Annotated in this window: 17 protein-coding genes and 1 riboswitch; of the genes, 8 read left to right on the top strand and 9 right to left on the bottom strand. The window is 70.2% G+C overall.

What is annotated here, in order from left to right; all coding sequences use genetic code 11:
- Positions 1-38: 38 nt before the first annotated feature.
- Complete coding sequence (locus tag F4560_RS12540) at positions 39-698, bottom strand: extensin family protein (protein ID WP_184919689.1); 660 nt, start codon at positions 696-698, stop codon at positions 39-41.
- Complete coding sequence (locus F4560_RS12535; RefSeq protein ID WP_184919687.1) at positions 695-1,555, bottom strand: hypothetical protein; 861 nt, start codon at positions 1,553-1,555, stop codon at positions 695-697. The genes F4560_RS12540 and F4560_RS12535 overlap by 4 nt, the downstream gene beginning before the upstream one ends.
- A gap of 312 nt (positions 1,556-1,867) precedes the next feature.
- A riboswitch (ZMP/ZTP riboswitch) is annotated at positions 1,868-1,954 on the top strand.
- A gap of 28 nt (positions 1,955-1,982) precedes the next feature.
- On the opposite strand from F4560_RS12535, the gene glyA reads away from it, so the two are divergent.
- Positions 1,983-3,239 (top strand): serine hydroxymethyltransferase, encoded by a 1,257-nt coding sequence (gene glyA, locus F4560_RS12530; RefSeq protein ID WP_184919685.1) that lies wholly within the window; start codon positions 1,983-1,985, stop codon positions 3,237-3,239.
- Here the strand turns inward: glyA and F4560_RS12525 are convergent.
- From F4560_RS12525 to F4560_RS12515, 3 genes are all read right to left on the bottom strand, one after another.
- Positions 3,215-4,018, bottom strand: coding sequence for a toll/interleukin-1 receptor domain-containing protein (locus F4560_RS12525; protein ID WP_184919683.1), 804 nt, complete (start codon positions 4,016-4,018; stop codon positions 3,215-3,217). The genes glyA and F4560_RS12525 overlap by 25 nt on opposite strands.
- 100 nt (positions 4,019-4,118) lie before the next feature.
- A complete protein-coding gene (gene pip, locus F4560_RS12520; protein ID WP_184919681.1) occupies positions 4,119-5,042 on the bottom strand; it encodes a prolyl aminopeptidase in 924 nt (307 codons plus the stop codon).
- Between the two features lie 285 nt (positions 5,043-5,327).
- Positions 5,328-5,615: an early set domain-containing protein gene (locus tag F4560_RS12515; protein WP_184919679.1), complete on the bottom strand. Its 288-nt coding sequence runs from the start codon at positions 5,613-5,615 to the stop codon at positions 5,328-5,330.
- Positions 5,616-5,722: 107 nt separating this feature from the next.
- Between F4560_RS12515 and F4560_RS12510 the strand changes: the two genes are divergently transcribed.
- From F4560_RS12510 to F4560_RS12485, 6 genes are all read left to right on the top strand, one after another.
- Positions 5,723-6,517, top strand: coding sequence for an ankyrin repeat domain-containing protein (locus F4560_RS12510; protein WP_312869255.1), 795 nt, complete (start codon positions 5,723-5,725; stop codon positions 6,515-6,517).
- 69 nt (positions 6,518-6,586) lie between these two features.
- Positions 6,587-7,195 carry a TetR/AcrR family transcriptional regulator gene (locus tag F4560_RS12505; protein ID WP_184919677.1) on the top strand — a complete coding sequence of 203 codons (609 nt, stop codon included), beginning with the start codon at positions 6,587-6,589 and terminating at the stop codon, positions 7,193-7,195.
- Between the two features lie 12 nt (positions 7,196-7,207).
- Positions 7,208-8,743 carry an MDR family MFS transporter gene (locus tag F4560_RS12500; RefSeq protein WP_184919675.1) on the top strand — a complete coding sequence of 512 codons (1,536 nt, stop codon included), beginning with the start codon at positions 7,208-7,210 and terminating at the stop codon, positions 8,741-8,743.
- 50 nt (positions 8,744-8,793) lie between these two features.
- On the top strand, positions 8,794-9,375 hold the full coding sequence (locus F4560_RS12495) for a TetR/AcrR family transcriptional regulator (protein WP_184919673.1): 582 nt from the start codon (positions 8,794-8,796) through the stop codon (positions 9,373-9,375).
- Positions 9,376-9,466: 91 nt separating this feature from the next.
- Positions 9,467-10,129, top strand: a complete 663-nt coding sequence (locus tag F4560_RS12490) for an MFS transporter (RefSeq protein ID WP_184919671.1) — start codon at positions 9,467-9,469, stop codon at positions 10,127-10,129.
- A 170-nt stretch (positions 10,130-10,299) separates the two neighbouring features.
- On the top strand, positions 10,300-12,831 hold the full coding sequence (locus F4560_RS12485; protein ID WP_184919669.1) for a DUF4118 domain-containing protein: 2,532 nt from the start codon (positions 10,300-10,302) through the stop codon (positions 12,829-12,831).
- Positions 12,832-12,855: 24 nt separating this feature from the next.
- On the opposite strand, the gene F4560_RS12480 is transcribed toward F4560_RS12485, so the two are convergent.
- Positions 12,856-13,989 carry a hypothetical protein gene (locus tag F4560_RS12480; RefSeq protein WP_184919667.1) on the bottom strand — a complete coding sequence of 378 codons (1,134 nt, stop codon included), beginning with the start codon at positions 13,987-13,989 and terminating at the stop codon, positions 12,856-12,858.
- A gap of 152 nt (positions 13,990-14,141) precedes the next feature.
- On the opposite strand from F4560_RS12480, the gene F4560_RS12475 reads away from it, so the two are divergent.
- Complete coding sequence (locus tag F4560_RS12475) at positions 14,142-14,969, top strand: fructosamine kinase family protein (protein WP_221483465.1); 828 nt, start codon at positions 14,142-14,144, stop codon at positions 14,967-14,969.
- A gap of 29 nt (positions 14,970-14,998) precedes the next feature.
- Here the strand turns inward: F4560_RS12475 and F4560_RS12470 are convergent, their stop codons facing one another.
- The 3 genes from F4560_RS12470 to F4560_RS12460 all read right to left on the bottom strand — a co-directional run bounded on the left by F4560_RS12470 (position 14,999) and on the right by F4560_RS12460 (position 18,208).
- A complete protein-coding gene (locus F4560_RS12470; RefSeq protein WP_184919665.1) occupies positions 14,999-15,598 on the bottom strand; it encodes an HD domain-containing protein in 600 nt (199 codons plus the stop codon).
- Between the two features lie 61 nt (positions 15,599-15,659).
- Entirely contained in the window at positions 15,660-17,666 is a 2,007-nt protein-coding gene (locus F4560_RS12465) for an NADPH-dependent 2,4-dienoyl-CoA reductase (RefSeq protein WP_184919663.1), read from the bottom strand.
- Positions 17,663-18,208, bottom strand: coding sequence for a PadR family transcriptional regulator (locus F4560_RS12460; RefSeq protein ID WP_184919661.1), 546 nt, complete (start codon positions 18,206-18,208; stop codon positions 17,663-17,665). The genes F4560_RS12465 and F4560_RS12460 overlap by 4 nt, the downstream gene beginning before the upstream one ends.
- Between the last annotated feature and the right edge of the window lie 79 nt (positions 18,209-18,287).

Here is an 18,287-nt window from a genome sequence, read left to right as displayed (position 1 = left end):
TTGACTCACGGGCCCGTCAGCGTTTAGTTCGTTAGCGTTTAGAACGCCTGGTTGGCGAATCCCCGGCGCGCCGCGGCGGACAGGAACGTCTGCCACGCCGCGCTGCTGGTGTGCGGGTCGCCTGTGACGCCGAGCCGCGACTTGGCGGTGTTGAACGCGCTCTGGGTCCTCGGACCCCAGATGCCGTCCACCACCAGCCCCGAACTCATGAAGTTGTTGCACAGCGACTGCACGAACTTCGTGTCGCTGTCCGAACTCGTCACGCAGCGGACCGGCAGGCCGCCGAAGTCGGAGTGGATGTGGTCGGCGTGGGCGGAGTTGTACCAACCGTCCAGCACGTACCGGAAGCGCCGCCGACACGCCGCGTCCACCGCCAGGTACCGACGCCGGGTGGCGAGGGTGCCGGACGCGTGGTGCTGGTCGAGCGGTGACGAGACCTGCCCGCCGCTCCACCGGACGTAGTCCAGGTCCATCGCGGTGCCCGCGCCGTGCTGGCCGGGCTTGTTCACGTAGAACCCGGCCGACACCAGGTAGGTGATGCTGCCGTAGGCCGACGACAACGACCGCAGGTCCCGGATCCACAGCACCAGGGAGTCGTAGAAGGCCTGGGTCGCCTGCCAGTTGCGCAGGGTCGTGTTGCCGCGGCTGGACCGCCAGTAGTAGACGGGGGTGCCGTCGATCCGGCTGAACGTGATCATCGGGTCGCCTCCACGGTGATCAGTCGGCCGCCGGTGAGCCAGCCGGACCGGGTGCCCGCGACACCCAGCGCCTTCGCGTCCGCCGGCACGTCCGGTCGGGTCGTGTCGGCGTCCAGGACGCCGGTGAGCGGGGTGGCGTCGACCATCTCGTTGCCGACCCAGTGCACGCGGCCGTCCACCGCGGTCAGCCCGCGCACCGCGACACCGTCCAGACGGGGACGGGCGGTCCAGTTGACGCCGTCGCGCGACGTGTGGAGGACGGTGCCGGAGATGTCGACGGCCGCGACGATCCAGCCGTCGGCGGTCGCGGCGACAGCGGTGGCGGACAGGCCGTCCGTCCACTCCAGTCCGCGCATCCGCACGGTGTTCCAGCCGTTCGCGGTGCGGCGTGCGGCGATACGGACCACCGAAGCGCGCTCGTGCTTCACGACCGAGCCAAGTGCCAGGCCGCCGCCGACGGCGGTGAACTCCGAGCGAACGCCGTGCAGGCGGCGAACCTCGGTCCACGCGATGCCGTCCGTGGACTCCCAGATGGTGGCGATGGGGTCGCCGCTCACCGCGCCGACGGTGGTGAACGTGGTTCCGTCGCTGGTGACGTCCACCAGGTCGGCGCCGGTGAGGCCGGTGGTGATGCGCACCGAACCGCCCTCGTCGACGAGCACCCACTGGTTGTCGCGTTGGGTCAGGAGTAGGGGAGTGCCGCCGGCTGCGGCGAAGACTCCAGCGGTCTTGTCGGGTGTGGTTTTGTCCGGTGTAGCGCCCGGCGCGGGTGCCGAGGCAGCCGCGTGGGCCGGTAATGCGCTGGCGACGGCCGCGGAAGCGGCGGCACCCAGCACGAACGTTCGCCGATCGAGCACGTCAGTCCTTTCGGGGGCAGGGGGAAGTGCTGACGTGGCACAGGGCCTGTTGGAAGGTTTCCAACTCCGTGTGTTTCCAACCCCGAGTATTGGGCCGGCCGTTCGTCGCGGCAATGGTCCATTTCGCCCAAACCTGGCAGGGGCGAATGCCTCGTGGGGTGTTGTGCGGCAGATGTTTGTGCGGCGGGTGTTGTGCTGTGGGTGTCGGGCAGCGGGTGATGTGCTGTGGGTGTCGTGCGGCAGGGGCTGTGTGGCAGGGGTTGTGTGGCAGCTCGCAACTCCGTGGTGCGGTGGAGCAGGCGGGCGTAGGATTCGGACGTTCGCGACTGGCGTGCGGAGGGTGGGACAGACCACCGGGGAGCGTTGAGCCGGATCGCACCGCGCGCCTGGGTGCTACGGCAGCGCCCCCGCGCGCGTGGAGGTCGTCGTGCACGAACCCGCCATCCCGTCGTTGACCGGCGCGGACCCCGAGGTCGCCCGCCTGGTCCAGGCCGAGGCCCGCCGCCAGTTCGAGAAGGTCCGGCTGATCGCCTCGGAGAACTACGTCTCGACCGCCGTGCTGGAAGCGACCGGCTCGGTGCTGACCAACAAGTACTCCGAGGGGTACGCGGGCCGTCGGTACTACGAAGGCCAGCAGGTGGTCGACCCGGTGGAGGAGTTGGCGATCGGGCGGGCCAAGGCCCTGTTCGGCGCCGACCACGCCAACGTCCAGCCGTACTCCGGCTCCCCGGCGAACCTGGCCGTGTACATGGCGTTCCTGAACCCCGGTGACACGGTCATGGGCATGGCCCTGCCCGCCGGCGGCCACCTGACCCACGGCTGGGGCGTCTCGGCCACCGGCAAGTGGTTCCGCAGCGTGCAGTACGGCGTGCGCAAGGAAACCGGGGTCGTCGACCTCGACCAGGTTCGGGACCTGGCCCGCGCCGAACGCCCGAAGGTCATCTTCTGCGGTGGCACGGCCATTCCGCGGACCATCGACTTCCCCGCGTTCGCCGAGATCGCGAACGAGGTGGGCGCGGTGCTCGCCGCCGACATCGCGCACATCGCCGGGCTCATCGCGGGCGGCGCGCACCCGTCGCCGGTCGGGCACGCCCAGGTGATCACCACTACCACGCACAAGACGTTGCGCGGGCCGCGTGGCGCGATGATCCTCACCGACGCCGCGCATTCGAAGGCCATCGACAAGGCGGTGTTCCCCGGTCTGCAAGGTGGCCCGCACAACCACACGACTGCGGCTATCGCGGTCGCGCTGGGGGAGGCGTTGGAGCCGTCCTTCGGCCTCTACGCGCACGCGGTCGTGCAGAACGCTCGGGCGTTGGCCGCCGCGCTGTTGGACCGGGGCTTCGACCTGGTCTCCGGGGGCACCGACAACCACCTGATCCTGGTTGATGTGACCGCGAAGGGCATTGGCGGGAAGCCCGCGGCGAAGGCGTTGGACCGGGCGGGGATCGAGGCGAACTACAACACCGTTCCGTTCGATCCGCGCAAGCCGTTCGACCCGTCGGGGGTGCGACTCGGCACGGCCGCGATCACCACGCGTGGCCTGACGACGGACCACATGCCGCAGATCGCGGAGTGGATCGAGCGGGCGGTCGTGGCAGCGGACGATGCGCAGGCGTTGGACCGGATCGCGGCCGAGGTGGCCGACCTGATGGCCGGCTACCCGATGCCCGGCTGGGCGTAGCGGACCACGTCGGCCAACCGGCCCACGTCCGCGCGGAACGTCTCGTGGCGGACGGTGACGTGATCGGGTCCCGGTAGCTGGTCGAGGGGCAGTTCGGCCCCGTCGACCAGCACCGGGATCACCGGCACCGCTCGTTCGGCCGCGCGCTCCACCTCGGCGCGCATCAGGTCGGTCGGCGTCCAGTCCGGGCTGACCACGGCCAGCAGCACGTCGCACTCGGCCACGTCACGGACGACCGATCGGCCGATGTCGTCCAGCCGGTCCGCGATGCGTCCCGCGAGGTGGAGGTCTTGCGGGCGTCGGTAGCTGAGGAACAGGCGGGCTTGTCGTTGCCCGGGTGGCAGTTCGATCCCGGCCAGCGCGGCGAACGCGCGGTCTCGTAGGTCGGTGGGGAACACGCCGGAGGCGGCCAGCACGTCGAGCGCGACTCCGTCGGATTCGGCGAGCACGCCGAGCAGCAGGTGGCCGGTGTCGACGTGCAGGTGGTGCAGGGTGAGGGATTCCCGCACCGCGTAGGCCAGTGCCCGCTTCGCGCCGGGGGTGAACGGCAGGTGGCCGGGCACGGGGAGGGTCCCCCGGCCGTTGATCTTCTGGACGTGTGCCCGGCAGTTGGGCAGTGACATGCCGAAGGACGTCAGGACCGATGCCGCCGCGCCGCCTTCCCCGATCAGGCCGAGGAGGAGGTGTTCGGTGCCGATGGCGGTGTGGTTGAGCCTCCGAGCCTCTTGGAGGGCCAGCACGGAGACCTGGCGCGCGCTCTCGGTGAACCTGTCTGGCATCCGGCACCCCCCGTGCGTGTACCTCGCTGTGGTCACAGCCGACTGAGCCGCCTTCAGCCGACAGAGCCGCAATCACAGCATCGCACCGAGTTTCGGGGTGTTACCGGAATTTGTCGGTAGCGGCGACCCTCGCTTCGGTCATCGCGTCACTCCCGCCGTGGGCGGTCTGGGTGAGGAGGATCAGCTCGGCGTCCGGCCACGCGTGCGCGAGGTCGAACGGGGTGCCGATCAGATTGCCCAGGTCGAGCTGTCCTTGAACGATTACGCCGGGGATGCCGGCGAGCTTCCACGCCTCCTCCAGGACGATCCCTTCCGGGAGCCACGAGCCGTGTGCCCAGTAGTGCGTGACAAGCCGTGCGAAGGCCAATCCGTGCTTCGGGGGGTCGAACCACGCTCCTGCGGTCGTCAACGGCTGCAACGCGTCCTCCCACGCGCACCACTGCCTGGCCGCCCGGTAGTGCACGACCGGGTCGGGGGAGAGGAGCAGTTCGAGGTACCCCGCCGCGGGATCGCCTGTCGGCGCCAACTCGCGGAACCGGGCGTGTGCTTCCGGGAACATCGGCGCCAGGCCGGTGGTCAACAGGTCGGTCTCCGACCGTCGGCCGGTCGCCACGCTCGCGTGGACCATTTCCGACACGCGGTGCGGGAAGCGTTCCGCGTACACGAGGCCGAGCACCGAACCCCACGACCCGGCGAATACCAGCCAGCGGTCGATGCCCAGGAGTTCGCGCAGCCGTTCCATGTCGCCGATCAGGTGGTCGGTGGTGTTGGTGGACAGGTCGACCACCGGCTCACCGGCGTGCGGTGTGCTCCGGCCGCAGCCCCGCTGGTCGAACAGCACGACGCGGTAGGCGGCGGGGTCGAAGTAGCGGCGGGCGTGGGGGGAGCAGCCGGAGCCCGGCCCGCCGTGCAGGACCACGGCGGGCTTGCCGTCCGGGTTGCCGCACACCTCCCAGTACACGTGATGGCCGTCGCCGACGTCGAGCATCCCGTGGTCGTAGGGCTCGATCTCCGGGTACAGCACGGTGCCTCCTGCGGGACGTATGTGGGAAGTATGACAGTGCTGTTACATTAGCACTTATACGTCGGCATGGGCCGGCCCGATTTGACATGGGACCCTTACGGGCACCCCAGACAGGCCAAAGCCGGGCAGGCCTGGCGGATAAAGCGCCCGCCAAGCCTGCCCGGCTTCGACCAGCCTATGGCACCCGAACCCATGTCAAATCGGGCCTCGGCGCGTCGGTTGCGGGTCCGTTGTGCGGCGGCTGCGTCCAGGGCGTCCTCTGTGGACGATCGGTGTCAATCGTGGTTATGAGTCGGTTCCGATCGTGATCACGCAGCCTTCGTGGTCGACGTGGGGGACGTCGGTGTCGTCGAACCAGTGGCCGCCGGCGCCCAGGTAGCGGAAGCGGTGCGTGCCTGGGGGGAGGATCACGGTGACGGTGCGGGTGCCGTCGCGGCGGGGTACCAGCTCGTGCACGCCGGGGGTCCAGCTGTTGAACGTGCCGACGACGCTCACCGGGCCGCGCGGGTGGTCGAGCGGTAGCGAGAAGGTGACGCGGCGCTTCGGGCCGAAGAGGCGAGTGCTGCGGAGCATCGTTCTCCCTCAAGGGTCGATCTTGCCTTCCGGGCACCTTAGCGGCCGGCGCGCTGGGACTGTTCGAAGTAGACGGTCACGCGTCGGGGTGACGTAGTGTCCTCGGTGTGCCTCCGATTTCGGACGAAGACGCCTTCTACCACGCCTGCGAGCAGTCGGACACCACGCTGCTGGACGATCTGTACCGGCCGGGCTTCGAACGTATGGTCAACCACAAGCTGGACTGCGAGGACGTGGTCGGGCTGCGGTGGTTCCTCGACCGGGGTGTCGATGTCAACGCCGAGTTCTGCCTGCACCATGCGATCGGGCGGGGTCGGAGCGTCGAGGTTCTGCGGCTGTTGATCGCCGCTGGTGCTGACGTGAACCTGCCGTGGGGGCGGTGGGACGTCGGCCGGCGTCCGTTGGCGTTGGCGGCTCGGTGTGGGCACTTGGACGCGTATTCGTTGTTGCGGTCGCATGGTGCCGAAGCCGAGTTGGACGCTGTGGATCAGGCGGTGTTGGCGGTGGCGCGTGGTGAGTCCGTGTCGCTGCCCCGTGCTGTCGCGCCGGTCCTCGGCACGCCTGGCGGTGACGACTACGGGTGGATCCTGGGGCAGTTCGCCGCTTTGGATCGGGCTGATGTGGTGGCCGCTCTGCTCGACGCGGGGATGGATGTCGACACTCGGGGGTGGAGCAACTTCACGCCGTTGGACCAGGCTGCGATGAACGGTCGGGTCGAGGTGGTCCGGCTGTTGGTGGAGCGTGGTGCTGATCTTGCGGATAAGGCGTTCGACGAGGACGGGCCCACGCCGCTCGACTGTGCGCTGTGGGGTGAGCGGAACAGTCGTGCGTCGGACGGTGACTACCCGGGGACCGTTGCCGTTCTTGTCGCCGCTGATGCGCCTACCAGGCACGACAGCTGAGAGAGGGATCACAAGGTTGCACGGTCTGCAAAGTTGCAGTACGTGCAGGTTTCTCCTTACGCTGATCGGGTGAGCACGCCGGCGGCCGAGGGGCTTCGTGGCCGCAAGAAGCGGCAGACGCGGACGGCTTTGGGGCACGCCGCGGTGCGTTTGGTCGCCGAGCATGGTCTCGATCAGGTGACCGTCGAGGACATCAGCGCTGCGGCGGGGGTTTCGACTCGGACGTTCTTCAACTACTTCGCGTGCAAGGAAGACGCTGTTCTCGGGCCCGACCCGGACGCGGGGCCTCGCATGCGTGCCCACGTGCTCGCCGCACCGGCGGAGTTGTCCGCCGCGGCGGCTGTGCGTGAGGCGTTGTTGGCGGAAGTCGCCGCGGAACTGGCGGACGACCGCGACCTCTGGTTGCAGCGGATGCGTGTGGTGCAGCAGCACCCAGTGCTGCTGGCGAAGGTGTTCTCCGGCGGCGAAGTGGTCGAGCGCGAGCTGGTCGCGGGAATCGCCGAACGGGTCGGGCTGCCCGCCGACGACACCTACCCGCTGCTGCTCGGCGCTGCGGCGGGCGCGGCGTTCCGGGTGGCTGTCGCCCGCTGGGCCGGCACCGCCACGCCGCTGCACGTCCTGCTCGCCGAAGCCGTCGACATGCTCGCTCACGGGCTCGCCGAACCACACCGCGACTAACTGGGGGATCCGATGTCCACCGAAACCGGCACGACCTCGCGCCGGGACGTCATGCAAGCCATGTCCGGCCTGATGCTGGGCATGTTCGTGTCCATCCTGGCCTCGACCATCGTCTCGAACGCGCTTCCGCGCATCATCGCCGACCTGCACGGCTCGCAGTCCGTCTACACCTGGGTCGTCACCACCGAACTGCTGGCCATGACGGCGACCGTGCCGCTGTGGGGCAAGCTCGCCGACCTCTACAGCCGCAAACTGCTGATCCAACTCTCGCTCGGCCTGTTCGCGGTGGGCTCGCTCATCGCCGGGTTCTCCCCGAACGTCGAAGTGCTGATCGCCAGCCGGATCCTGCAGGGTCTCGGCGCGGGCGGTATGACGGCGTTGGCGACGATCGTGATGGCGGCGATGATCCCGCCGCGCGAGATGGGCCGTTACGCGGGCATCTTCGGCGCGGTGTTCGGCGTCGGCACGGTCGCCGGGCCGCTCATCGGCGGCATCCTGGTGGACACCTCGTGGCTGGGCTGGCGCTGGTGCTTCTTCATCGGCGTGCCGTTCACCCTTGCTTCGATCATGCTGCTCCAGCGCACGCTGAACCTCCCGGTGGTGCGCAAGGAAGTCAAGATCGACTACCTGGGCGCGGCGCTGATCGTGGGTGGCGTGTCGACGTTGCTGATCTGGTCGACGTTGGCCGGTCACCAGTTCGAGTGGGCCTCGGCGTGGACCGCGCTGCTGGTCGCGCTCGGCGTGGTGCTGCTGGCGCTGGCGGTGTGGGTGGAGTCGCGGGCGGTGGACCCGATCGTGCCGCTGAGCATCTTCGCCAACCGCACGGTCGCGATGACGACGCTGGCCAGCGCCCTGGTCGGTGTGGCGATGTTCGGCGGCACGGTGTTCCTGTCCCAGTACTTCCAGATCGGACTGGGCAAGACGCCGACGCAGGCCGGCCTGATGAGCCTGCCGCTGATCTTCGGCCTCCTGGTGTCGTCCACCGTGGCGGGCCAGTTGATCACCAAGTGGGGCAAGTGGAAGGGCTTCCTGGTCGCCGGCGGCGTGATCATGGTCGGCGGGATGCTGCTGCTGGCCACGATCGACGCGAACACGAGCGTGTTCATGGTCAGCGTGCACATGGCCGTGCTGGGCGTCGGCGTCGGTCTGCTCATGCAGAACCTGGTGCTGGCCGCGCAGAACGACGTGCCGGCCCGCGACCTCGGCACGACCACGTCCACCCTCACGTTCTTCCGCAGCCTCGGCGGCGCGATCGGCGTGAGCGCGTTGGGCGCGGTGCTCGCCAACCGGGTGACGGGCCTGAGCGAGGAGAAGTTCGGCCCGGCGCCGGACGGCGCGGAGGCCACCGTTCCCGACCTGTCGCTGCTGCCCGAGCCGGTGCGGGTGATCATGCGGGAGATCTACGCGACGGCCACGGCCGAGCTGTTCCTGATCGGCGCGCCGATCGCGGTGCTCGCGCTGGTGGCGGTGCTGTTCATCAAGGAGAAGCCGCTCAAGACGCTCAGTGGTGACGAGCGGCTGGCCGCGGAGATGGCGGACAGCCACTAGACACGGGTGTCGCACCTGTCCGGCACCGGGCAGGTGCGACACTTTCGCGCGTGTCAGGACTGCGTGAACGCAAGAAGCTGGCCACTCGCACGGCGTTGGCTGATGCCGCACTGCGACTGTGCGTCGAGCACGGCCTCGACGGGGTGACAGTCGAACAGGTGGCGAACGAGGCCGGCGTCTCCGTCCGCACGTTCTTCAACTACTTCTCGTCCAAGGAAGAGGCCGTCGTCGCCGGTGACGTCGCCACGGCCGCCGCGTTCGTGGAAGCCTTCGCGGGGCGTCCTGCCGAGGAACCGGTGTTGCGGGCGTTGCACGCGGCTCTGATCGAGATCGTGCCCGATCGGATCGACCCGGAACGGGTGGCGCAGCTGCGGGTGCTGAGGCGGACGCCCGCGTTGCTGCCGCACCAGGTGGCGGCCTTCACCGTGCAGGAGCGCGAACTGGCCGCCGTTGTGGCCGCGCGGGTCGGCGTCGACCCGGCCGTCGACGTCTACCCGATGATGTTCGCGGCTACCGTGATGGCCACGCTGCGCGTCGTGGTCGGCTGGTGGCTGGACGCCGCCGACCGGCCCGAGTTGTCCGACCTGATCGGCGTGATGATCGCTCGGCTGGACGCGGGTTTCGCCGATTGATGTCCCAATGAATGCGAATCGCTGACACCTGCGGGTGCTATCCGTCGACTCGGAGCCCGCGTCGGCCTGAGTCCCGGTCGGCCGTGCGCTCATGGACCTGGTCCTGCCGCCCGCGAGCATGACGATCATCGCCGTGCGCGCGGTGCAGGGTCTTGGCGGCGCGTTGCTGTTTCCGGCCACGCTGTCGCCGGTCAACACGTTGTTCGCGGAGGGCCGACCACGTAACCGCGCGCTGGCCGTCTGGGGCGGTGCGGGCGCGGGTGGCCTGACCCTGGGTTCACTGCTGGGCGGCGTGCTGACCGGCGCGTTCGGCTGGGCGTCGGTGTTCTTCGTGAACGTGCCGCTGGCACTCGCGATCGGGCTGGCCGCGTTCGTGCTCATCCCGGCCGACCGGCCGCGGGCGGTGGCGATCGCGGTGGGCACCCAGGTCGGCGAGCGGATGACCAGCCGCCACGGCACCCGGACCAGCCTGATCACTGGCTTCGTCATGGGTGGCGTCGGCACGGTCGGGCTCGCGTTCGGGGTGGTCGCCGACGGCATGTACTGGGGTCTGGTGCCCGGCCTGGTCGTGATGGGCGTCGGGCAGGGCATCGCGTGGACCGCCATGTGGATCGCGGCGGCGTCCGGTGTCGCGCAGGAAGAGCAGAGCATCGCATCGGGCATGGCGTCGACGACCCAGCAGATCGGCTACGCCATCGGCCTCGCCGTCTTCGTGGCCATCGCGAAACGCGGGCACGCGCGGGCTGTCCGGTGACGTCCTGGCGGTCGCCTCGCCTTCTCCATCGGCGGTGTGGTGGCGGTGGTGGGTGCGCTCATCGCGATGTCGCTGCCACGGGTCGCGGCAGCGGTGGAGGAGGAAGCCGTGCCCGTGCGGCAGTAGCCCCCTCGAACGCGGGCCGGATCAGGCGCGAGCACACTGGCGCTGTGGACGGCAAGCGCAAGCGCGGCGAGTTGAGGATCTACCTCGGCGCGGCGCCCGGTGTCGGCAAGACGTTCGCCATGCTGAGCGAGGCGCACCGACGCCGGGCCCGCGGCACCGACGTGGTCGTGGGCCTGGTCGAGACGCACGGCCGGGAGCGGATCGAGGCGTTGCTCGAAGGCCTGGAGCGGTTGCCGCCCGACCACCTGGAGCTGGACCTCGACGCCCTGCTGGCCCGCGCGCCGGAGGTCGCGGTGGTGGACGAGTTGGCGCACATCAACGCGTCCGGCTCCCGCAACCCGAAGCGCTGGCAGGACGTGGAGGAGCTGCTGGACGCGGGTATCGACGTGCTCTCCACGGTCAACGTCCAGCACCTCGAATCGCTCAACGACGTGGTCGAGCGGATCACCGGCGTGGCGCAGCGCGAGACCGTGCCGGACGAGGTGGTGCGGCACGCCGAGCAGGTCGAACTGGTCGACATCACGCCGGAGGCGCTGCGCCGCCGCCTCGCGCACGGCAACGTCTACGCCGCGCACCGGATCGACGCGGCGCTGGGCAACTACTTCCGGATCGGCAACCTCACCGCGTTCCGCGAACTCGCCCTGCTGTGGGTGGCCGACCAGGTCGACGTCGCGTTGCAGCGGTACCGCTCGGAGCAGCGCATCACCGACACCTGGGAGACCAGGGAACGGGTCGTGGTGGCGATCAGCGGCGGCCCGGAGAGCGAGATGCTGATCCGCCGGGCCCGTCGCGTCGCGGTGCGCGCGGGCGCGGAGCTGATGGTCGTGCACATCATGCGCGGCGGAGGGCTGAGCGGGGCGTCACCGCAGCTGGTGGCCGGGTTGCGGCGGGTCACCGAGGACGTGGGCGCGACGTTCCACACCGTGGTCGGTGACGACGTGCCGACCGCGTTGCTGGACTTCGCGCGGGGCGTGAACGCGACCCAGCTGGTGCTGGGGACGTCCCGGCGCTCACGTCTGGGGCGGGTGTTCGACGAGGGCATCGGGGCGTCCGTCATCCAGGCCTCCGGGCCGATCGACGTGCACATGGTCACGCACGACGAGGCGCGTCGCGTCCCCCGGTGGCGTCTCGGCGGCGCCACGGCCCGGTTGCGGAGCCTGCTCGGCTGGGCGTTGGCGGTGCTGCTGCCCGCCGCCGTGACGGGAGCCGGGCTGCTGTGGCGCGACAACCTGACGTTCTCCACCGACGTGGTCGGGTTCTTGCTGGCCACGGTGGTGGTCGCGCTGGTCGGCGGGCTCGGCCCGGCGCTTGCCGCCGCGTTCCTCGGAGCCGGGCTGCTGAGCTACTTCTTCACGCCGCCGCGCTACAGCCTGGTCGTCGGCACTCCGGGTGCTCTGGTCACGTTGGTCGCCATGCTGGCGGTCGCGGTGGTGGTCGCGCTGGTGGTGGACCGGGCGGCCCGGCTGGCCGAGCGGGGCGCGCGGGCCAGGACCGAGGCGGCGCTGCTCGCCTCCTACGCGCGGACCGTGCTGACCAGCCCGTTCCCGGTGGTCCGGCTGCTGGAGAAGGTGCGGGAGAACTTCGGGCTGGAGTCGGTGGCGTTGCTGGAGCGGCGCGACGGGGAGTGGGAACGGGTGGCGTGCGTCGGACCGCATCCGTGCGCCGAGCCGGACGAAGCCGACGTGGACGTGCCGGTGACGGCGGACGTGCACCTTGCGTTGCGCGGCCGGACGCTGCCGGCCGGGGACCAGCGCGCGCTGGAGGCGGCGGCCGGGCAGGCGTTGATGGCGTTGCGGCAGCAGCGGATGGCCGCCGAGACCGCCGAGGCGCAGCGGCGGGCCGAGACGACCGAGCTGCGCACCGCGTTGCTGTCCGCCGTCGGCCACGACCTGCGCACGCCGTTGACCTCGATCAAGGCCGCCATCGGCAGCCTGCGCGACACCGGTCTGCGACTGTCCGAAGAGGACACCTCCGAGCTGCTGGAGACCGTGGAGGTGTCCGCAGACCGGCTGACCGGGCTGATCGACAACCTGCTCGACTCGTCCCGGCTGGCCACCGGCGCGGTCGCGCCCCAACTGCGTGCCGTCACGTACGACGAGGTGGTGGCGCGCGCTCTGGCCGGTATCGACGAACGAGCCACGCTGTCCGTGGACGTGGCCGAACACCTGCCGCCGGTGCTCGCGGACGTCGGCCTGCTGGAACGCGTGGTGGCTAACGTGATCGACAACGCGCTGCGGCACGGCAGGCTCACCCCGCGCCGGATGGTGGACGTGGACGGAGACGGCCGGATCAAGGTGGACGAGCCGGAGATCGCGGTGCGTGCCAGCGCCTACGGTGACCGGGTCGAGCTGCGCGTCGTGGACCACGGCCAAGGGCTGCCGAAGAACACGGCGAGCGCGGTGTTCGCGCCGTTCCAACGGCTGGGCGACCGAGCCGCCACGCCTGGCGTCGGCCTCGGGTTGAGCGTGGCCAAGGGATTCGTGGACGCGATGGGCGGCGCGATCACCGCGGAGGACACCCCCGGCGGCGGCCTGACCATGGTGATCTCGCTGCCGATCGCCCCGGTGACGGCCTGACCGCCGCCACCGGGGTCCGCCGCGTCAGCCGCGCGGGGTCGTGCTGATCAGGGCCCACTTCACGGCCTTGAGCGTGCCGTCGGCGGTGGTGCTCTCGCCGACGATCAGGCCGCTGTCGTTCAACGCCACCGGCAGGCTGTGCGCGCCGCCGAGCGAACCCAGGTAGTGGATCCTGCCGTCACGCCACAGGAACGCGCGGGGCGCGTCCGGGTTGTCCGCCGACGTCCAGCCGATCACGTCACCGCGTTCGTTGACCGCGACCGCCTCGGACGGTCCGGGCACGCCCAAGTCGACCGGCTTGCCGCCCGCCGGCCACAACGTCGCCCGCTTGACCGCGTTGAACCCCGTGGACCAGCCGACGACGTCACCGCGCTCGTTGATGGCCTGCGGACCGTTCGCCACCTGCCCGTTCGGGGACAGCACGGTCACGCCGGCGCCTTCCCAGCGCAGCGCCTGCGTGCCCCGGTTGCCGACGACCACCCCGGCCTCGTTGATCGCCTTCACCGAATAGGTGCCGGAGCCGGGCGCGGCGGCCAGCCGCTCGCACTTCGTGGTGTCGACGCAGCGGAACGCGTGTGCGTCGGTGCCGAACATGGGCGCCTTGGAGCCCGCGACGACCCCGGCGTCGTTGATGGCGTTCAGCGAGAGGTGCGAGCCGGACAACGGCAACGCCGTGTGCTTGCCGTCCTGCCACACCGCCGCGCGTTCCTGGTGGTAGCCGTACGGTGAGGTGGAGTACGTCATCGGCACCGCGCCGTTGTTGTTGATCGCCGACGCGGAGACCCAGCCCGAGCCGGACGGCGTGATGTCGGTGACCTTGCCCTCGTGCCAGATGAAGGGCCGCTGGACGTACGGTCCGGCGCCGCTGACCGTGACAAGGCCGAGCACCTGGCCGATCCCGTTCATCCCGGTGGGGGTGCCGGCGCCGAGGTCGGTGCCCGCGTTGCTGCGCTCCCACTGCACGCCGTGCGGCGCGCCGTTGCCGTAGGCGGCGCCGACGACCTGGCCGAGGTCGTTGACCGCGATGGTGCGGTGGGTGGGGTAGCCGGGCAGGCCGGGAAGCTCGATCGTGATGGCCGCCTGCGCGGCGGGTGTCGCCACCAGAGGCAAGGCCAACGCGAGGGTGAGAACGGCTATGGGCGTGCGTAACTTGGGCATGGTCGCTCCATTGCGAGATGTCCGCTGAATCGATTCGACGGTAGTCTCGGTCGGGTGGCACCGGCGACGGCCGGACAGCGGAATCGGGGGGATCGTTGACTGCCGAAGAGGTTCGTGCCCAAGAGGTTCGTGCACAGGATGTTCTGGCCCGGTTGGGGGACGACGTCGTCCCGCTGACCGGCGGCGTGGTCAACACCGTGTGGCTGGCCCAAGACGCCGAACTAGTGCTCAAGATGAACGAGGACGCGCCGCCCACCCTGTTCGAGATCGAGGCGGAAGGATTGGCGGTGCTCCGCCGCCACGGTCTGACCACACCGCGGGTGCACGAGGTCGGGGCCGACTGGCTGCTGCTGGAGGCGCTGACACCACAACCGCCTGCGTCCGACGCGTTCTGGGAGTCCGCCGGGCGGGCGATCGCCGCGTTGCACGAGGTGCGCGGCCCGAGGTTCGGCTGGGACCACGACGGGTGGCTCGGCGTGCTGCCCCAGCGCAACACGTGGCACGACGACGGGCACGTGTTCTTCGCCGAACAACGACTGCTGCGGTACCTGGACGACCCCGAGGTCGACGCCGTGCTGACCGCCGACGACCGGGACGCGTTGGAACGGCTCTGCGCGCGATTGCCGGACATCGTGCCCGCCGCACCGCCCACGTTGACCCACGGCGACTTGTGGCACAACAACGTGGTCGCCACCGCGGCCGGCGAACCTGCGTTCATCGACCCGGCGGTGTCGTGGATGTGGCCGGAGGTCGACCTGAGCATGATGTACCTGGGCGACAACTCGCCGCCCCGGTTCTTCGCCGCCTACCACGAGCTCCGGCCGCCGGAACCCGGCTGGCAGGACCGGATGAGCATCCTCAACCTGCGGGAAGTGCTCAGCACCGTGGCGCACCGAGCCGACGACTGGGGCGCGGTGGACTACTTCCGCGAAGTGGTGCGCCCATTCCGTCGGACGCCGCTGCCCGGCCCGATCGGGTGATTGCCGGCCGCTGACGGGACGGCGTCCGGTCACCTGCCGCGGGCGTCCAGCGGGTTGGCCAGCACCCGATCCGCCCACCCGGTGCCCATCAGGCCGGCCACCGCGCAGCCCGGTTTCCGGGCGGCCTGGTCGTCGGCCCGCTTCAGGAACGCCTCGGCGAACCCGAGCCGGGGGAAGCGGGTCACCACGTCGTCCTTGATCTGCTCGGTGAAGCGGTCCAACCCGCCGCCGGACACGTCGGCGGTGACCGCGACCTGCAACAGGTGGCTCTCCGGGTCCTCGTCCGCCGACACGTCGTCGCGCATGTGCAGCACGATGACCTCGGCCAACCGGTCCCGCCGCACCCGTCCCCAGCCGGCGCCGGCCGCGAACACCCACGCCAGGTGGCCGCCCGCCTCCTCGAACGGCATGGTGTGGCTGTCGAACGGCGGGGTGAGCGCGAGGTCGTGCAGGAGCGCGGCGACGTAGAGCAGCTCGCCGTCGTGGGGGATGTCGGCGGAGGCCGCGTGCACGACGGCCCACGCGTAGGCGCGCAACGAGTGGTTCAGCAGCCACGGCTCGGCGTACTCGTGGCACACGTCGAGCGCCGTGGCGGCGGCCTTGGAATCAGGCGGGGTGAAGAAGTCCACGGTGTTCAGCCTAGGTGGACGGATGTCGGAACACGCGATGACATGACGGCCGTTCCTCCGGTCAGATGGTGGCCGCGAGGCGCGTGCCCTGGTCGATGGCGCGCTTGGCGTCCAGCTCGGCGGCGACGTCCGCGCCACCGATGACGTGCGTGACGACACCGCGTTCGGTCAGCACGTCCACGAGGTCGCGCACGGACTCCTGTCCCGCGCACACCACGACCGTGTCGACCTCCAGCACCCGTGCCCGTTCACGCTTCGGCCCGAACGAGATGTGCACGCCCCGTTCGTCGATCCGCTCGTAGTTCACCCCGGTCAGCTGCTCGACGCCCTTGGCCGCCAACGCGGCGCGGTGCACCCAGCCGGTGGTCTTGCCGAGCCCCTTGCCGATCTTGGACGACTTGCGCTGCAACAGGAACACCTGCCGCGCGGGCTTCGCCGGCTTCGGCGCGGTGACGCCGCCGCGCCCCTCCTCGGGGTCGGTGACGCCCCACTCGGCCCGCCACCCGTCCAAGTCGAGGGAGGTGTGGGTGAGGAACTCGGTGACGTCCACCCCGATGCCGCCCGCGCCGATCACCGCGACCCGGTCGCCGACCTTCGCACCGTGCTTAACCACGTCCACATAGGACAGCGCGCGCTCCACGCCGGGGATTCCGGGGAGCCGCGGTGTCACGCCGGTGGCGAGGACGACCTCGTCGAAGTCGGCGAGGGTGTCCGCGTCGGCTTTCCGGTTGAGGTGCAGCTTCACGCCGGTCAGCTCGATCCGCCGCCGGTAGTAGCGGATCGTCTCGGCGAACTCCTCCTTGCCGGGGATGCGCCGGGCGATGGCGAACTGGCCGCCGATGTCGTCGTCCGCCTCGAACAGCTCCACCGCGTGCCCCCGTTCGGCCAGCGACGTCGCCGCCGCGAGCCCCGCCGGACCCGCGCCGACCACCGCGACCCGCTTGGCACGGCGGGTCGGGAGCAGCTGGAGCGTGGTCTCGTTGCCCGCGCGCGGGTTGACCATGCAGGTCGCCTTCTTCAGCGCGAACGTGTGGTCCAGACACGCCTGGTTGCACGCGATGCACGTGTTGATCTCGTCCGACCGGCCGGTCTCCGCCTTGCGCACCCATTCGGGGTCGGCCAGGAACGGGCGGGCCATCGAGATCATGTCCGCGTCACCGCGAGCCAGCACCTCCTCGGCGACCTGCGGCATGTTGATGCGGTTCGAGGTGACCACGGGGATGCCGACGTGCGGGCGCAGCTTCGCGGTGACGTTCGTGAACGCCGCCCGGGGCACCGAGGTGACGATCGTCGGGACCCGTGCCTCGTGCCAGCCGATGCCGGTGTTGATGATCGTCGCGCCGGCGGCCTCGACCTCCTGGCCGAGCGCGACCACCTCGTCCCACGTCTGGCCGTCCTCGACCAGGTCGATCATCGAGAGGCGGTAGATGAGGATGAAGTCCGGCCCGGCCGCCTCACGGCAGCGCCGCACGACCTCGACCGCGATGCGGCGTCGGTTCTCCGGGGTGCCGCCCCAGCGGTCGGTGCGCTTGTTGGTGCGGGGCGCGAGGAACTGGTTGATGAAGTAGCCCTCGGAGCCCATGATCTCGACGCCGTCGTAGTCGGCTTCGCGGGCGAGCGCGGTGGCTCGGGCGAACGCGTCGATCTGCGCCATCACGCCTCGGTCGGACAGCGCGCGTGGGCGGAACTTGCTGATCGGAGACTTGAGGGCGGAGGCGGACACGGTGAACGGGTGGTAGCCGTAGCGGCCGGCGTGGAGCAGTTGGAGCGCGATCCTGCCGCCGTTGTCGTGTACCGCTTGGGTGATGGTGCGGTGGTTGCGCGCTTCGCGGTGGGTGGTGAGCTTGGAGGAGAACGGGTACAGCGAACCCGCCCGGTTGGGGGAGAAGCCGCCGGTGACCATGAGCCCGACACCGCCGCCTGCCCGTTCGGCGAAGTAGGCGGCGAGCTTGTCGAAGTCCTTTGCGCGGTCTTCGTTGCCGGTGTGCATGGAGCCCATGAGGACGCGGTTGGGGAGGGTGGTGAAGCCAAGGTCCAGGGGCTTGAGCAGGTTCGGGTACGCGGTCATCGCCGGTCGTCCTCTCGCATCGCGGCAAGTGCCTCGTCGCACCACTCGACCAGCCCCTGCTCAGCCCGGATGCCGCCGCGCAGGATCAGGTACTGGTGCAGGCGGCGGCCGGAGAGGGTCGACGGGTCGGGGAAGTCCTTCTTCTCGAACGCGAGGTAGACGTCGAGTCGTTCGGCGTGCAGGTCCCGGTGGCGGGCCAGCTCGGCGATCACGGCTTTCGCGTCCCCCAACGACGCTCCGCGCACTTTCACGGCGAGGTCGCTCCGGACGGTCTCGGGTTCGCCGGGGGAGGCGAGCCAGCGGGCGAGTTCATCCCGGCCCGCCTCGGTGACCTCGTAGACCTTCTTGTCCGGGCGACCGTCCTGGGCGACCTCGTGGCAGGACACCCAGGCGAGGTCGACCATGCGTTTCAGCGTGCGGTAGATCTGCTGGTGGGTGGCGGGCCAGAAGAAGCCGATGGACTTCTCGAACCGTTGGGCCAGTTCGTAGCCCGAGCCCGAGCGCTCGTCCAGCGACACCAGGATCGCGTGCTCCAACGCCATGGCGGTGACGGTAGCTGTGCAACGGGGTGCAGTGCAACTAGTTGCATATCGGGTGGTGATGAGAAGCGCGACTGGTCCG

Origin of the sequence: Saccharothrix ecbatanensis (assembly GCF_014205015.1) — a bacterium.
GTDB classification, from domain to species: Bacteria; Actinomycetota; Actinomycetes; order Mycobacteriales; family Pseudonocardiaceae; genus Actinosynnema; species Actinosynnema ecbatanense.
The sequence above is the reverse complement of the archived record's forward strand: the minus strand, read 5'-3'. Positions and strand labels throughout refer to the sequence as shown.

Coding starts and splice junctions, on each gene's coding strand:
- F4560_RS12540 (WP_184919689.1), bottom strand. CDS start 698: ATGATCACGTTCAGCCGGATCGACGGCACCCCCGTCTACTACTGGCGG.
- F4560_RS12525 (WP_184919683.1), bottom strand. CDS start 4,018: ATGCCAGACAGGTTCACCGAGAGCGCGCGCCAGGTCTCCGTGCTGGCC.
- F4560_RS12515 (WP_184919679.1), bottom strand. CDS start 5,615: ATGCTCCGCAGCACTCGCCTCTTCGGCCCGAAGCGCCGCGTCACCTTC.
- F4560_RS12500 (WP_184919675.1), top strand. CDS start 7,208: ATGTCCACCGAAACCGGCACGACCTCGCGCCGGGACGTCATGCAAGCC.
- F4560_RS12490 (WP_184919671.1), top strand. CDS start 9,467: ATGGACCTGGTCCTGCCGCCCGCGAGCATGACGATCATCGCCGTGCGC.
- F4560_RS12480 (WP_184919667.1), bottom strand. CDS start 13,989: ATGCCCAAGTTACGCACGCCCATAGCCGTTCTCACCCTCGCGTTGGCC.
- F4560_RS12465 (WP_184919663.1), bottom strand. CDS start 17,666: ATGACCGCGTACCCGAACCTGCTCAAGCCCCTGGACCTTGGCTTCACC.
- F4560_RS12460 (WP_184919661.1), bottom strand. CDS start 18,208: ATGGCGTTGGAGCACGCGATCCTGGTGTCGCTGGACGAGCGCTCGGGC.